13 protein-coding genes are annotated in these 15,213 nt (G+C 60.3%); 11 read left to right on the top strand and 2 right to left on the bottom strand.

The window, feature by feature from the left end:
* The first annotated feature begins 40 nt into the window (after window positions 1-40).
* The 3 genes from eno to JNO50_RS04760 all read left to right on the top strand — a co-directional run bounded on the left by eno (window position 41) and on the right by JNO50_RS04760 (window position 3,499).
* Window positions 41-1,324, top strand: coding sequence for a phosphopyruvate hydratase (gene eno, locus JNO50_RS04770; RefSeq protein WP_189535213.1), 1,284 nt, complete (start codon window positions 41-43; stop codon window positions 1,322-1,324).
* 3 nt (window positions 1,325-1,327) lie between these two features.
* On the top strand, window positions 1,328-1,621 hold the full coding sequence (gene ftsB / locus JNO50_RS04765) for a cell division protein FtsB (RefSeq protein ID WP_189535211.1): 294 nt from the start codon (window positions 1,328-1,330) through the stop codon (window positions 1,619-1,621).
* 84 nt (window positions 1,622-1,705) lie between these two features.
* The gene (locus JNO50_RS04760) at window positions 1,706-3,499 is read left to right on the top strand and encodes a GGDEF domain-containing protein (RefSeq protein WP_189535210.1); all 1,794 of its coding nucleotides are present in this window, start codon (window positions 1,706-1,708) and stop codon (window positions 3,497-3,499) included.
* A gap of 69 nt (window positions 3,500-3,568) precedes the next feature.
* Here the strand turns inward: JNO50_RS04760 and JNO50_RS04755 are convergent, their stop codons facing one another.
* Together JNO50_RS04755 and JNO50_RS04750 are read right to left on the bottom strand one after the other, a co-directional pair.
* Window positions 3,569-3,877 carry an RnfH family protein gene (locus tag JNO50_RS04755; RefSeq protein WP_189535208.1) on the bottom strand — a complete coding sequence of 103 codons (309 nt, stop codon included), beginning with the start codon at window positions 3,875-3,877 and terminating at the stop codon, window positions 3,569-3,571.
* Entirely contained in the window at window positions 3,870-4,307 is a 438-nt protein-coding gene (locus JNO50_RS04750) for a type II toxin-antitoxin system RatA family toxin (RefSeq protein WP_189535206.1), read from the bottom strand. The genes JNO50_RS04755 and JNO50_RS04750 overlap by 8 nt, the downstream gene beginning before the upstream one ends.
* Window positions 4,308-4,447: 140 nt before the next feature.
* Here JNO50_RS04750 and smpB point away from each other — a divergent pair, with 140 nt between their 5' ends.
* The 8 genes from smpB to JNO50_RS04710 all read left to right on the top strand — a co-directional run bounded on the left by smpB (window position 4,448) and on the right by JNO50_RS04710 (window position 15,130).
* The gene (smpB, locus tag JNO50_RS04745; RefSeq protein WP_189535204.1) at window positions 4,448-4,894 is read left to right on the top strand and encodes an SsrA-binding protein SmpB; all 447 of its coding nucleotides are present in this window, start codon (window positions 4,448-4,450) and stop codon (window positions 4,892-4,894) included.
* A gap of 4 nt (window positions 4,895-4,898) precedes the next feature.
* Entirely contained in the window at window positions 4,899-5,261 is a 363-nt protein-coding gene (locus JNO50_RS04740; RefSeq protein ID WP_189535202.1) for a hypothetical protein, read from the top strand.
* 46 nt (window positions 5,262-5,307) lie between these two features.
* On the top strand, window positions 5,308-6,879 hold the full coding sequence (gene guaA, locus JNO50_RS04735; RefSeq protein ID WP_189535200.1) for a glutamine-hydrolyzing GMP synthase: 1,572 nt from the start codon (window positions 5,308-5,310) through the stop codon (window positions 6,877-6,879).
* Between the two features lie 548 nt (window positions 6,880-7,427).
* Entirely contained in the window at window positions 7,428-9,266 is a 1,839-nt protein-coding gene (locus JNO50_RS04730) for a type I restriction-modification system subunit M (protein WP_189535198.1), read from the top strand.
* Window positions 9,263-10,579 (top strand): restriction endonuclease subunit S, encoded by a 1,317-nt coding sequence (locus JNO50_RS04725; RefSeq protein ID WP_189535196.1) that lies wholly within the window; start codon window positions 9,263-9,265, stop codon window positions 10,577-10,579. Before JNO50_RS04730 ends, JNO50_RS04725 begins: the two co-directional genes overlap by 4 nt.
* 110 nt (window positions 10,580-10,689) lie before the next feature.
* Entirely contained in the window at window positions 10,690-11,058 is a 369-nt protein-coding gene (locus JNO50_RS04720; RefSeq protein WP_189535194.1) for a YggL family protein, read from the top strand.
* Window positions 11,055-11,984 carry a DUF5655 domain-containing protein gene (locus tag JNO50_RS04715; protein ID WP_189535192.1) on the top strand — a complete coding sequence of 310 codons (930 nt, stop codon included), beginning with the start codon at window positions 11,055-11,057 and terminating at the stop codon, window positions 11,982-11,984. Before JNO50_RS04720 ends, JNO50_RS04715 begins: the two co-directional genes overlap by 4 nt.
* A gap of 35 nt (window positions 11,985-12,019) precedes the next feature.
* Complete coding sequence (locus JNO50_RS04710; RefSeq protein ID WP_189535190.1) at window positions 12,020-15,130, top strand: type I restriction endonuclease subunit R; 3,111 nt, start codon at window positions 12,020-12,022, stop codon at window positions 15,128-15,130.
* The last annotated feature ends 83 nt before the right edge of the window (window positions 15,131-15,213 follow it).

Raw genomic sequence — 15,213 nt, 5'->3', positions numbered from 1 at the left:
ATACCTCTATAATCAATCGTCTATTCGTAAGGGGAGTACCATGAGTTCGATCATCGATGTTGTCGCCCGCGAAATCCTCGATTCCCGCGGCAACCCGACAGTGGAAGCCGATGTTCTGCTGGAATCGGGCGTAATGGGCCGCGCCGCCGTGCCCAGCGGCGCCTCGACCGGCGAAAAGGAAGCCCTCGAAATGCGTGACGGCGACAAGAGCCGTTACCTCGGCAAGGGTGTCCTGAAGGCCGTGGAACATATCAACACCGAGATCTGCGAAGCGATCATCGGCCTTGACGCCAATGACCAGGCCTTCATCGACAAGACCCTGATCGAACTCGATGGCACGGACAACAAGGGCCGCCTGGGCGCGAACGCCCTCCTCGCGGTTTCGATGGCCGTCGCCCGCGCCGCCGCCGAGGACTCCGGCCTGCCCCTGTACCGCTATCTTGGCGGCGCCGGCCCGATGGCCCTGCCGGTACCGATGATGAACGTCATCAACGGCGGCGCGCATGCCAACAACACCCTGGACATCCAGGAATTCATGATCATGCCGGTCGGCGCGCAAACCTTCCGCGAAGCGCTGCGCTGCGGCGCAGAGATCTTCCACACGCTCAAGAAGATCTGCGACAAGAAGGGTTATGCCACCACGGTCGGTGACGAAGGCGGCTTCGCCCCCAACCTGTCGACCCATGAAGAAGCCATCAAGCTGATTCTGGAAGCGGTCGACGCCGCCGGCTACGTCGCCGGACAGGACGTGATGCTGGCGCTCGATTGCGCCTCCTCCGAGTTCTACCGCGACGGCAAGTACCACCTGACGGCCGAAGGCCTGTCGCTGGATTCCGCGCAATTCGCCGACTACCTCGAGAATCTGGTCAACCTCTACCCGATCATCTCCATCGAAGACGGCATGAGCGAACATGACTGGGAAGGCTGGAAGCTCTTGACCTCCCGTCTTGGCGATCGCATCCAGCTCGTTGGCGACGACATTTTCGTGACGAACCCGGCCATTCTCGCCGAAGGCATCCGTCAGGGCCTGTGCAATTCGCTGCTGGTGAAGGTCAACCAGATCGGCACCCTGTCGGAAACGCTCAAGGCCGTGGATCTGGCCAAGCGCTCGCGCTACACCAGCGTAATGAGCCATCGCTCGGGCGAAACCGAGGACAGCACGATCGCCGACCTCGCCGTGGCCACCAATTGCATGCAGATCAAGACCGGCTCCCTGTCGCGTTCGGATCGCATGGCCAAATACAACCAGTTGCTGCGCATCGAGGAAGAACTGGGCGAAGCCGCCTGGTATCCGGGCCGTGCGGCGTTCTACCATATCAAGTAAGTCATGCGTTGGCTGACCCTGACCCTGGTGATTCTGATCACTGCCCTTCAATGGCCGCTTTGGTTCGGGAAGGGCAGCTGGCTCAGGGTATGGCAACTTGACAAGCAGTTGCAGGAGCAGCGGGCGACCAATCAGAAGTTGATCGCCCGCAATGCCGCGCTCGACGCCGAAGTCCGGGATTTGAAGCAAGGGACCGACGCCATGGAGGAACGGGCACGCAACGAGCTTGGCATGATCCGCAATGGTGAGGTATTTTTCCAATTGCTCGGCTCGAATAACGGGAACCCACCCCGCTAAGGTCCCGGCCGTGACCCGGCCAGATGACGTTTCGCACGGATGCATCGCATAATGGCCGGTCACACGATTTTCAGGTTCTGGAGAATGACGACAAGCAACCCGATCGAGGTCGCTCGAGAAACACTCAAGCAACTGAGTGTCCGCAAGCTATTGCCGACTCCGGAAAACTTCGAGCGCGTCTACCACGAATTGACCGGCACCCCCGTCGAGCGGGAAAACAAGCTCGCCACCCAGTTGTACCGGGCGATCGAATCCCTGCAGGCGCAAAGCGTCGCCGCCCGCGTCACCCTCAGCCGGCTCAAGCAGGTCATCGAGGAGAGCCGCTGGGAGCAGGTACCGCAACTGGTCATCGATTATGTGCAGGATGCCGCCCGCGACATGGCGCTGGCCCAATCCTGGGGCGCGCTGATCCAGAACCTCCTGCGCGCCTGGGACTTGCGCAACCCCGAGGTCCCGCAGCACTTCAAGCAATCGACCCTTGACCGGGTCCTGATCAATTACGGCAATTCGCCCGAAGAACTCAACCAGAAACTGGTCGGCCTGATCCAGAACTGGACTTCGGGACAGGGTGATGCGCCCGGCGTCCAAACGAACGCCGACGCCGAGTCCGCGGGCGAAGCCTCCCTGGTCGAACTGGGAGAAATCTCCGATGGCGCGAGCTGGAACACTTGGCAGCGCGCCCTCGCCTTCGCGCTGAAACACGGTCTCGAGCCGCGGCTCGTCAGCTTCCCCGAGCTGGTCGACATGCTGGAAACCCTGATCCGGGATCTGGATACGGTCAGCGATGCCACGACGCTGGAAAGCTTCATGGCCCGCCTGCGCTCCTTCATGATCCGTCTGGAGCTGCAGGCCCAGCAGGAAGGCCGTCTCGTCACCAGCCTGACACAACTGATCCGGCTGATGCTGGAAAACATCGCCCAGCTGAACCGCGACGACAGTTACCTGGTCGGGCAGGTCAGCTCCTTGCAGGAAGTCCTGGCCCACGAGCCCCTGTCGATGCAGCAGGTTTATCTGCTGGAAACCAATCTCAAGGAAGTCATCCGCAAGCAGGGCACGCTCAAGACCTCGCTCGACGAAGCCACCAACTCGCTCAAGGCGCTGCTGGACAGCTTCATCGCCCGCCTGGGCAGCATGACGGACAGCACCAGCGAGTTCTATTCCCGCATCAGCGCCCACAATGTCCGTCTGCAGGAAACCCAGGATGTCGAGCACCTGACCCGCATCGTCGGCGAACTGCTCGACGACACGGCGAACATGCAGACCGGCCTGCGCGAATCCCACGACGAACTCGTATCCGCCCGCAATCAAGTGGAAGCGGCCGAGGAGCGCATCCGCGAGCTGGAGTCCGCGCTGGAAGCGGCAAGCGCCAAGGTCAAGGAAGACCAGCTGACCGGCGCTTACAACCGTCATGGCCTCGCGGAGTTTTTCGAGCGGGAGATCAGCCGCACCGAACGCAGCGGAACGCCGCTGTCCGTGGCGCTGATCGATGTCGACAATTTCAAGCAATTGAACGACCGCTACGGTCACCTCGCCGGCGACGACGCGCTCAAGTACCTGGTCGATGTGATCCGCCACAATCTGCGCCCGGCCGATATCGTGGCGCGTTTCGGCGGGGAGGAGTTCGTGCTCCTGATGCCGGACACCGCGCCGGCCGAAGCGATGCAGACCATCCAGCGTTTGCAGCGCGAGCTGACGCGTACGTTCTTCCTCGCCAATGACGACCGGCTGGTCATCACCTTCAGCGCCGGTGTCGCCCAATGGCATCGCGGCGAAACCGACATGGAAGTGATCGAGCGGGCCGACCGGGCGATGTACCAGGCCAAACTCGCCGGCAAGAACCGGGTGTTCTCCGCGGAGGATGATGCCCAGGAGCCATGATGAATGGCGGGTATCGCACGATGACAAAACGCCGCATGATGCGGCGTTTTTCTGTTGATGGCGCGAACGCTAGGCGGTTTTCTTTCGCTTCGCCGCCCGTTCGGCCTCGACTCGATCGCGGCGCACGGTTTTCGGGTCGGCGATCAGGGGCCGGTACAGTTCGACCCGGTCGCGCTCGATCAGTACCCGGCTACCCGGCACGGTTTTCCCGAAAATCCCCAGCGGCATCGCCGCCACGTCGAGTGACGGAAAGCGCGCGGCGATGCCCGACAGCGCGACCGCCTCCGCCGCCGTGGTACCGGCGGGAACCTCGAGGGCGATCAATGCCTGACGCTCGGGAGTGGCCAGCGCCACTTCGACGCGAACCGTCTCAGTCATCGCCATAGACCTTGTCCGCTTCCTTGATGAAGGCGTCCACCAGGGTCCCGGAAATATGCCCGAACACCGGGCCGATGATTTTTTCCAGCACGCGGCTGGAGAATTCGTAACTCAGGCGGAATTCGACCTTGCAACCGCGTTGGCCCAGGGGAAGAAAGCGCCAGCGTCCGTCCAGATGCCTAAACGGCCCGTCCACCAGCTCCATCAGGATTTCCGAGTCGGGCGTATTGATGTTGCGCGTGGTGAAATGCTGGCGGATTTTGAGGTAGTCGATATGCAGGCTGGCCACGACATGCCCGTTTTCCCGGGAATGCACCTCGGTATTGCCGCACCAGGGAAGAAACCGCGGATAGTTGTCGATGGCATCCACCAGGGCGAACATCTGCGCCGGAGTGTGCATCACCAGAACGCTCTTTTCTACAACCTGCATGATCTGTCTGACGAAAAACCGTTACGTTACCTGACCCGGAAAGCCCCGGCAAGACCGGGATCGCCAAGCCGCTGAATTTGCGCAACTTTAGCCTGACGCCCGAGTCTGCTAGAATATCGGATTATTTCAAGGATCCCTGCATGAGCATCATCGACAACCGCAAGGCGTTTCACGACTTCTTCATCGAGGATCGCGTGGAAGCCGGGCTTGTGCTGGAAGGCTGGGAGGTCAAGGCCATTCGAGCCGGTCGCGTTCAGCTCAAGGAAAGCTACGTGATCTGGCAGCATGGCGCCTTCTGGCTGTTCGGTGCCCACATCACGCCCCTGCAATCCGCCTCGACCCACGTCAAGCCCGATCCGACCCGTACCCGCAAACTGCTGCTCAACGAAAGCGAAATCAACCGTTTCATCGGCAAGGTGGAGCGTGCGGGCTACACCATGATCGCGCTCAACCTGCACTACGCCAAAGGCAGGATCAAGGCCGATGTCGGCCTTGCCAAGGGCAAGAAGCAGCACGACAAACGGGAATCCGAGAAGGACCGCGAATGGCAGCGGGAAAAGCAGCGCTTGATGCGCAACAAGGGGTAAGGCGATGAAACAGAGTCTTGCCGCCCCGATCGTTCTCATCACGCTAGGCTCCGCCTGGTTTCTCAAGAGCACCTCGCTGCTGCCGGATACCGCCACCCTGCTCGCCCTGCTGCTCGCCGCGACCGGCGTGCTGCTGATTATCGTGGACGGACTCAACAAATCGACCCTGGTCAGCGCCCCGATGCTGGTCTATGGCGGCGCGGCCGTCTACTACTACGATTCGGCTTCCCTGCGCATGAGTCACGTCCTGTCGCTGGGCATGGTATTGCTCGGCATCCTGCTCCTGTTCGCCCGCAGCGACCGCATTCCGGAACGCTCACGGCCGCTGATGCGCCGGCGGGAAGAACCGGCCAGGGGCAACGATTGACCTCATACCTTTTTGATTATTGATTCAGACTCACCTTAGGACACGCATGGACAAGATCCTCATCCTCGATTTCGGCTCCCAGGTCACCCAGCTCATCGCGCGCCGCGTGCGCGAGGCCCACGTCTATTGCGAACTGCATTCCTTCGACATGCCGATCGAAGAAATCCGTGCATTCAATCCGGCCGGGATCATCCTTTCGGGCGGGCCGAACTCGGTGTACGAAAGCGACTACCAGGCCGATCCCGCCCTTCTCGAACTGGGCATCCCCGTGCTCGGCATCTGCTACGGCATGCAGTGGATGGCGCAATCGCTGGGCGGCAAGGTCGAATCCGGACACGTCGGCGAATTCGGCTACGCCGAAGTCGGCACGGTCGCCAACCGCCTGTTCGACGGACTGGCGGACAAGACCCTGCCCAATGGCGAGCATGTGATTGAAGTCTGGATGAGTCACGGCGACAAGGTCTCCGTACCGCCCCAGGGCTTCACCGTGATCGGCAGCAACAACTCCTGCCCGGTCGCCGCGATGGCCGACGAGCGCCGCCGCCTCTACGGCGTGCAGTTCCATCCGGAAGTGACCCACACCCGCAAGGGCCGTGAAATGCTGCACCGCTTCGTGCTGGACATCTGCGCCGCGACCCCGTCCTGGACGATGCCCAACTACATCGATGACGCCGTGGCGCGCATCCGCGCCGAGGTCGGCGACGAAGAAGTCATCCTCGGCCTCTCCGGCGGGGTGGACTCCTCGGTGGCCGCCGCGCTGATCCATCGCGCCATCGGCGACCAGCTGACCTGCGTGTTCGTGGACCATGGTCTGCTGCGCCTGAATGAAGGCCAGATGGTGATGGACATGTTCGCGAAGAACCTCGGCGTCAAGGTGGTGCATGTCGACGCCTCGGCCGATTTCATGGGCCAGCTCGCCGGTGAAACCGACCCGGAAAAGAAACGCAAGATCATCGGCGCCGAATTCGTCGAAGTGTTCCAGCGCGAAGCCAAGAAGCTCACCAACGCGCGCTGGCTCGCCCAGGGCACCATCTACCCCGACGTGATCGAATCGGCCGGCGCCAAGACCAAGAAAGCGCACACCATCAAGAGCCACCACAATGTGGGTGGCCTGCCGGAAACCCTTAACCTCAAACTGCTCGAGCCGTTGCGCGAGCTGTTCAAGGATGAAGTCCGGGAGCTGGGCGTGGCGCTGGGTCTGCCGCACGACATGGTGTACCGTCATCCGTTCCCGGGCCCGGGCCTGGGCGTGCGCATCCTCGGCGAAGTGCGCAAGGATTTCGCGGATCTGTTGCGCCGCGCCGACGCGATCTTCATCGAAGAGCTGCGCAACACCCGCGACGAGGACGGCCTGTCGTGGTACGACAAGACCAGCCAGGCCTTCGCGGTGTTCCTGCCGGTGAAATCGGTGGGCGTGATGGGCGACGGCCGCACCTACGACTACGTCGTGGCATTGCGCGCGGTGGTCACCAGCGACTTCATGACCGCGCACTGGGCGGAGCTGCCCTACAGCCTGCTGGGCAAGGTGTCGAACCGCATCATCAACGAGGTGCGCGGCATCAACCGCGTGGTCTACGACGTCAGCGGCAAGCCGCCGGCAACGATCGAGTGGGAATGATAGAGCGCTGATGGTTTAGTGATCGAGTGACTCCAGAGTGAAAAGGGCCAGCAACCATGCCGGCCCTTTTTTTGTCCGGAGGCCAGGGGTCGGTCCGTGACAGGCAAAACGACAACAAGATCCAGATTTCAACTTTCCACACAATACTGATCCGGAATTCCTGCAGCCGGGTTGGAACCGTTCACACCGCATCTAGCGGGAGGGGTCATGCCGAATAATGCCAGGGGACTTTCCCTGATATCGCTTAACAGCCGGCCAGACACTCATACTCAGAAATGATCATCTGTTCATCATGCTTCTCAGTCTATGAGGCCAAAGCACCCGGACGGTTATCCCTTCACGATCTCGAGATCCAGTGGGACTTTCTACTTTTTTGATTGAAATTCACACCAAGCATGATCCAGACTTCGCCTCGTATGACATAAGTCAGTCCGGACGGTGCAAACCTTATCAAGATCACGCCATAGCAGGCATTGGCACCGTATAATGGACGGCAATTTCAGCCAAATGGCATTCAGTCATGACTGACTGAGGCAATACAAGACCCCATGAACCAGCAAACCCTCTCCGCTTTCATCTGGTCCGTCGCAGACTTGCTGCGCGGCGACTTCAAACAATCCGATTACGGCAAGGTGATCCTGCCCTTCACCGTGTTGCGCCGCCTGGATTGCGTGCTGGATGCCACCAAAAACTCCGTATTGGCCGAGAACGCGGCCAAGCAGGCACAGGGACTGAATCCCGATCCCTTCCTCAAACGCACAGCCGGGCAGATCTTCTACAACACCTGCCCGCTGGACCTCACCAGGCTCAAGGGCGATCAGGACCACATCCGCGAAAACCTCTACAGCTACATCCAGGGCTTTTCGGAAGAGGCGCGCGACATTTTCGAGCGCTTCGACTTCTTCACCCAGATCGATCGCCTGCACAAAGCCGGCCTCTTGTACTTGGTGACGGAGAGGTTCGCCAATATCGACCTCCATCCGGAAGCAGTGGACAACATGCAGATGGGCCTGATTTTTGAAGAACTGATCCGCAAGTTCGCCGAACTCTCCAACGAAACCGCCGGGGAACACTTCACCCCGCGTGAAGTGATCCGCCTGATGGTGAATCTGGTGTTCCACCAAGACGACGACGTCTTGCTGGCAGGCTCCCACGCCGTGCGCACCCTGTATGACCCCACCGCCGGCACCGGCGGCATGCTGTCGGTGGCCGACGAATTCCTGGCCGAGCACAACCCGCAGGCCCGCCTGACCCTGTATGGCCAGGAGCTGAACGACGAGTCCTACGCCATCTGCAAGGCCGACATGCTGATCAAGGGCCAGGACGTGGGCAATATCATCGCCGGCAATACCCTGTCCGACGACGGCCACGCCGGCCGCAAGTTCGACTACATGCTGTCCAACCCGCCGTTTGGCGTGGAGTGGAAAAAAGTGGAAAAAGAGGTGCGCAAGGAGCATCTGGACAAAGGCTTCGACGGCCGCTTCGGCCCCGGCCTGCCGCGCGTGTCCGATGGCTCCATGCTGTTCCTGCTGCACCTGATCTCCAAGATGCGCCCGGCGGTGGACGGCGGCAGCCGCTTCGCCATCGTGCTCAACGGCTCGCCCCTGTTCACCGGCGGCGCCGGCAGCGGCGAAAGCGAAATCCGCCGCTACGTGCTGGAAAACGACCTGCTGGAAGCGCTGATCGCCCTGCCCACCGACATGTTCTACAACACCGGCATCGCCACCTATGTCTGGGTGCTGTCCAACCGCAAGGAAGAAGACCGCAAGGGCTGGGTGCAACTGATAGACGGCAGCAGCTTCTGGCAGAAGATGCGCAAGAGCCTGGGCAGCAAGCGCAAGGAAATGTCGGACCAGCACATCAGCGATATCTCGCGCCTGTATGGCGAATTCATCGAAGCCGACCTCGCCACCGTGCTGGACGCCGACGGCAAGGAAGTGGAGCGCCGCATCGTCAGCAGCACCGACACAAAACCGGCAGCGCCGGCCGGCGGTAAGGTCAAGCTGGCCCCGCTGTCGCGCATGTTCAAGAACGAGGAATTCGGCTACACCACCATAACCGTGGAGCGCCCGCTGCGCGACGAAGCCGGCAACATCGTGCTCGGTCTCAAGGGCAAGCAAAAAGGCAAGCCGCAGCCGGACAGCGCGCTGCGCGACACCGAGAACGTGCCGCTCACCGAAGACATTCAGGCTTATTTCGAGCGCGAAGTGCTGCCGCACGCGCCGGATGCCTGGATAGACGAGAGCAAGAGCAAGGTGGGTTACGAAATCCCCTTCAACCGCCACTTCTACGTGTTCGAGCCGCCGCGCAGTCTGCATGAGATCGACGAAGAGCTGAAAGCCGTGTCGGCCAACATCCTGCGCATGCTGGGGGAGTTGGCGGAATGAGTTTGCGGCCCTATGCGGAATATAAAGATAGCGGCGTGGCGTGGCTGGGTGAGGTGCCGGTGCATTGGCGTATAGTTCGTCTGAGAGATATTGCTACGGTATTTAACGGATATCCTTTCAACTCAGCACTTTTTACCGAGTCTAGTGGCTACCCCCTCATTCGCATTCGAGATCTGGATTCGGCCACTACCGCAACAAAATATAGCGGTGAATATATTAAGGCCGCCGAAGTCACGCGTAGTGACATCCTGATAGGGATGGACGGTGATTTTAATGTTGGATACTGGCTCGGCTCAGAACCAGCTCTCCTAAATCAGCGGATGTGTTGCGTGCGCATTGGTGATTTAGCACTATCATCGCTTATCCGAAATAGCCTTCCTATTCCATTAAAAGCTATTAATGATGTTACTTACTCCACAACTGTAAAGCATCTGTCATCTTTAGATGTAGAAAAGATCAAATTTGCGCTTCCTGACAAAGATGAGCTGCTCTCCATAGCTACATTTACCGATAGTGAAACCGCCAAAATCGATGCCCTCATCGCCGAGCAGGAAAAACTGATCGCGCTATTGGCCGAAAAGCGCCAAGCCGTGATCTCCCACGCCGTCACCAAGGGCTTGAACCCGGATGCGCCGATGAAGGACTCTGGCATTGCGTGGCTGGGAGAGGTGCCGGCGCATTGGGAAACATCACCTTTACGCTACTTGGCAAAAATTGGAAATGGCTCGACACCAAGCAGAGACAACCCGGACTATTGGGCCGAGGAAGGTTTTCCTTGGCTAAATAGCTCAGTTGTTAACCAAGAAGAAGTAACTGAGTCAGACCAATTTGTGACTGAATTCGCTTTGAAAGAGTGCCATCTTCCTGTTATATCTCCTCCTACTATGCTCTTGGGCATAACAGGCCAAGGTAAAACACGCGGCATGGCGACCAAACTTGGATTCAAAGCAACAATTAACCAGCATCTCGCTTATATATCACCAAATATCGACGTATTAAGTGAGGATTTCTTGCTTCGAGTTTTGGAAAGTGCTTATGAAAATTTGCGCACAGAAAGCGATAGTGTGGGCAGCACAAAAGGCGCAATAACATGCGACCAAATCAGTCGCTTTCAAATACCGTTACCAAGCCTAGAAGAGCAAGATCGAATTGTGATTCACCTGAATGAAGCAATTCAAAAGCTTGACGCATTAAGCCATGACGTAGGTGTAGCTATCACCCTCCTCAAAGAACGCCGCTCCGCACTGATCTCCGCCGCCGTCACCGGAAAAATCGACGTGCGCAACTGGCAACCGGAGGCAAGCGCCGCATGAACACCATGCCCACGGCGGCTGACGGCCTGCGGTTCAACGCGCAAGCTGGACATCGCCGCGCACGCATCCTGCGCTGGCAGGCTTTGCCAATAAAAACACAAGGTAAATAGATGAAAACTTTGCCCCGCCTCTCCCAACGCCGCCTCACCAACTGGAACCGCCGCCAGCGAAAGAAATTCCATGTTGGCGAATTTCAGGAGCTGGGTTTTGCGCTCAATGTGCGTTTTCATGCGCCACTTGATGAGGCTGCATGTGATGCCTATGTAGATGCCTTGATTGAAGTGGTAGAGCGCATGGGTCTGGCCTATGGCGGGGGCGATACCGGCGGCTTTGTCACGACATGGGAACGTGGCAGCGTGACACCAGCACAGCGCGACGCGCTGCTGGCCTGGGTTCGCGGCTATCCGGCGGTTTCCGAGGCCAATGCCAGCGAACTGCAGGATGCCTGGTATGACGATAGTTGGGTGGCGGATTTATGAGCACTATCCAGCTGTTCCGCTGCAACGGCAGCCAGACGGTGGAGCTGGCCGCCTATCACGCCAAGCGCGAGCGCCAGCTGCAAAACCTGGTGGAAGGCCAGATGGAAACGCTGCTGGGCGTGCGCTTTCTGGCCAGCGAATACACCACCGGCAAAACCCATCGCGGCCGCATCGACTCGCTGGGGCTGGACGAGAACGGCTGCCCGGTGATCATCGAATACAAGCGCGCCAGCAACGAAAACGTGATCAACCAGGGCCTGTTCTATTTGGACTGGCTGCTGGACCACAAGGCCGAGTTCAACTGGCTGGTGATGGAAAAGCTTGGCAAGCAGGCGGTGGAGGACATCGAGTGGAAAGGCACCCGCTTGCTATGCATTGCCAGCGACTTCACTCGCTACGACGAACACGCCGTGCAGCAGATTCCGCGCAATATCGAGCTGATCCGCTACCGCTTTTTCGACCCCGACCTGTTGCTGCTGGAGCGGGTGAACACTATCAGCGAAAAGGCGCTGGACGTGGCCCCGGCCGAAGCGGCGGACGAGTCGGCCGCGCCCTCCTCTTCCAAAACTGCCCGCGACAAGACCCATGAAGAGCAACTGGCGCAAAACAGCCCGGAGATCCGCGAACTGTATGCCGCGCTGACGGCGTTCATTCTGTCTTTGGGCGAAGACGTGCAGGAGCGCCAGCTCAAGCTGTATACCGCCTTCCGCCGCATCAAGAACTTCGCCTGCGTGGTGGCGCTGCCCAAGCGGCTGCAGGTAACGCTGAAACTGGACCCCAAGCAGGTGGCGCTGGAAGACAACTTCTCGCGCGACGTGAGCGGGATAGGCCACTGGGGCACGGGAGATCTGGAGCTGACGCTGCGCACCGCTGACGATCTGGAAAAGGCCAAGCCGCTGATTGAACGCTGTTATCTCGAATCCTGAGCCCAACCGGGCACAAAAACAAAACGAAGCACGCCATGAACCTGCACCGGGAACACCACTTCGAAACCGAGATTTGCCAACACCTTGCCGCCCACGGCTGGCTGTATGCCGAAGGCGACAACGCGCGCTACGACAAGCAGCACGCCCTGTTTATGCCGGACTTGATCGCCTGGCTGGAAGCCGCCCAGGCCGACAGCTGGCAGAAGCTGCAGGCCACCCACGGCGCGCAGGCGAAGACGGTGCTGGCCGAGCGCCTGCGCAAGCAGATGAACGAGCATGGCGCGCTGGACGTGCTGCGCCACGGCATCGACATGCTGGGCCTGAAACAGAAGCTGATGCTGGCGCAGTTCAAGCCGGCTTTCGACCTGAACCCGGCCATCACCGAGCGCTACGCCGCCAACCGGCTGCGCGTGGTGCGGCAGGTGCGTCACTCGCTGAACAACCCGCAGGAAGCGATAGACCTGGTGCTGTTCCTCAACGGCATCGCCGTGGCGACGGTGGAGCTGAAATCCGATTTCACCCAGAGCGTGCAGGATGCGGTGGACCAATACCGCTTTGACCGCGAGCCGGCGCCCAAGGGCAAGCTCGTCGAACCCTTGCTGAGCTTCCCCGGCGGCGCGCTGGTGCATTTCGCGGTGAGCCACAGCGAAGTGATGATGACCACCCGCCTGGCCGGCGCGCAAACCTTCTTCCTGCCCTTCAACCGCGGCAACCACGGCGGCGCGGGCAATGACCCGGCGGCGTATACGCCGGCTACGGGCTACTTGTGGCAAGAGGTGTGGGCACGCGACAGCTGGCTGGAAATTCTGGGCCGCTATCTGATTGCCAAACGCAACGACAAGCAGCAGCTGACCGGCATGATCTTCCCGCGCTATCACCAGCTGGACGCCACCCGCAAGCTGGTGGCCGATGTGCGCGAAAACGGGCCGGGGCTGCGCTATCTGATCCAGCACTCTGCCGGGTCCGGCAAGACAAACTCCATCGCCTGGAGCGCGCACTTCCTGGCCGACCTCCACAACGCGGCAGGCCAGAAGTTGTTCGACAGCGTGCTGGTGGTGTCCGACCGCACCGTGCTGGACAGCCAGCTGCAGGAGGCGATTTTCAGTTTTGAGCGCACGCGCGGCGTGGTGGCCACCATCACCAACGAGCATGGCAGCAAGAGCCAGCAACTGTCGCGAGCACTGAAGGACGGCAAGAAGATCATCGTCTGCACCATCCAGACCTTCCCCTTCGCGCTGGAAGCGGTGCAAGAGCTGGCGGCCACCGAGGGCAAGCGTTTCGCCGTGATCGCCGACGAGGCGCACAGCTCGCAAACCGGCGAAGCGGCCTCCAAGCTCAAACAGCTGCTCTCGGCCGAAGAGCTGCAAGCACTGCAAGATGGCGGCGAGATCGGCACCGAGGACGTGCTGGCCGCCCAGATGGCCGCGCGCGCCGGCAGCGACGGCCTGACCTATGTCGCCTTTACCGCCACGCCCAAGGGCAAGACGCTGGAGCTGTTTGGCCGCAAGGGCGCGGACGGCAAGCCGGAACCGTTCCACGTCTACTCCATGCGCCAGGCCATCGAGGAAGGCTTTATCCTCGACGTGCTGAAGAACTACACCACCTACAAAATGGCCTTCAAGCTGGCCAACGAGGGCAAGGAGTGGGACGAGAAGACGGTGGAGCGCAGCGAGGCGATGAAGGGCATCATGCAGTGGGTGCGCCTGCATCCCTACAACATCGCCCAGAAGGTTCAAGTGGTGGTGGAGCACTACCGCGAAAACGTTCAGCCCTTGCTGGACGGCAAGGCCAAGGCGATGGTGGTGGTGGCTTCGCGCAAGGAGGCCGTGCGCTGGCAGAAGGCCATCGCCGGCTACATTAAGCGCCAGGGTTATCCGCTGGGCTGCCTGGTGGCCTTTTCCGGCGAGGTGGAAGACAGCGAGTCCTTCCCGGAAGCCGTGACGGAAGCCAGCGCCGAGCTGAACCCTGGCCTCAATGGCCGCGACATCCGCGAGGCCTTCGCCACGCCTGATTACCACTTGCTCCTGGTGGCGAACAAGTTCCAGACCGGCTTTGACCAGCCGCTGCTGTGCGGCATGTATATCGACAAGATGCTGGGCGGCATACAGGCGGTGCAAACGCTGTCTCGCCTGAACCGCGCCCATCCAGGCAAGGGCACCACCTACATCCTGGACTTCGTCAACGAGCCGGAAGCCATTCTGGCCGCGTTCAAGACCTATTACGAGACGGCTGAGCTGGAGGCCTGCACTGACCCGCATCTGGTGTATGACCTGCGCGCCAAGCTGGATTCCCTGGGCTACTACGACGACTTCGAAGTGGACCGGGTGGCCGCGGTGGAGACCAATCCCAAGGCCAAGCAAAGCGATCTGGTCGCCGCCATCGCGCCCGTTGCGGACCGGTTGCTCAAACGCTACGGCGCCGCGCAGCAGGAACGCATCGACGCCCTGGCCCGAGAGGACGAAGCCGCCGCCCAGGCCGCCAAGGACAAACAGGACGCGCTGCTGCTGTTCAAGGGCGATATGGGCGCCTATCTGCGGCTGTATGCCTTCCTGTCGCAGATCTTCGACTACGGCAACACCGACATCGAGAAGCGCTATCTGTTCTACAAGCGCCTGATCCCGCTGCTGGAGTTTGGCCGCGAGCGCGAGACGGTAGACCTGTCCAAGCTGGTGTTGACCCACCACTCCCTTCGCGACAAGGGCCGGCAGCGGCTCAACCTCTCCGAAGGCGAAACGCCCAAGCTACCGCCCATCGACGCCACCGGCTCTGGCGCGCTGCAGGACAAGGAAAAGGCGCTGCTGGACGAGATCATCGCCAAGGTGAACGGCCTGTTCGAAGGCGAGCTGACCGACGGCGACCAATTGGTCTACGTGGATGGCGTGATCAAGGGCAAGCTGTTGGAAGATGAACTATTGATCGACCAGGCGATGAACAACACCAAGGAGCAGTTCTCCAACTCGCCCGACCTGGCCAATTCCCTGCTGAACGCCATCATGGACGCGCTGGATGCCCACAACAGCATGAGCTCTCAGGCACTCAACTCCAGCCGGGTGCGCGACGGCATCCGCGATACGCTGCTGGGGCCTGGCCAGCTGTATGAAATGCTGCGCAAGCGGGGAGAAAACCGCCGAGGAGCACAGCGCTAGTATTCTGACCGCAGACATGCATAAAAACGTAAGAAGTTCAGACTTGACCTGACAGTCTCCCGTTTTGACGGAGCCCGACTGTC

Origin of the sequence: Paludibacterium paludis (assembly GCF_018802605.1) — a bacterium.
GTDB lineage: Bacteria > Pseudomonadota > Gammaproteobacteria > Burkholderiales > Chromobacteriaceae > Paludibacterium > Paludibacterium paludis.
Note: the sequence above shows the minus strand (reverse complement) of the source record. Positions and strands in the feature narration are given on the sequence as shown.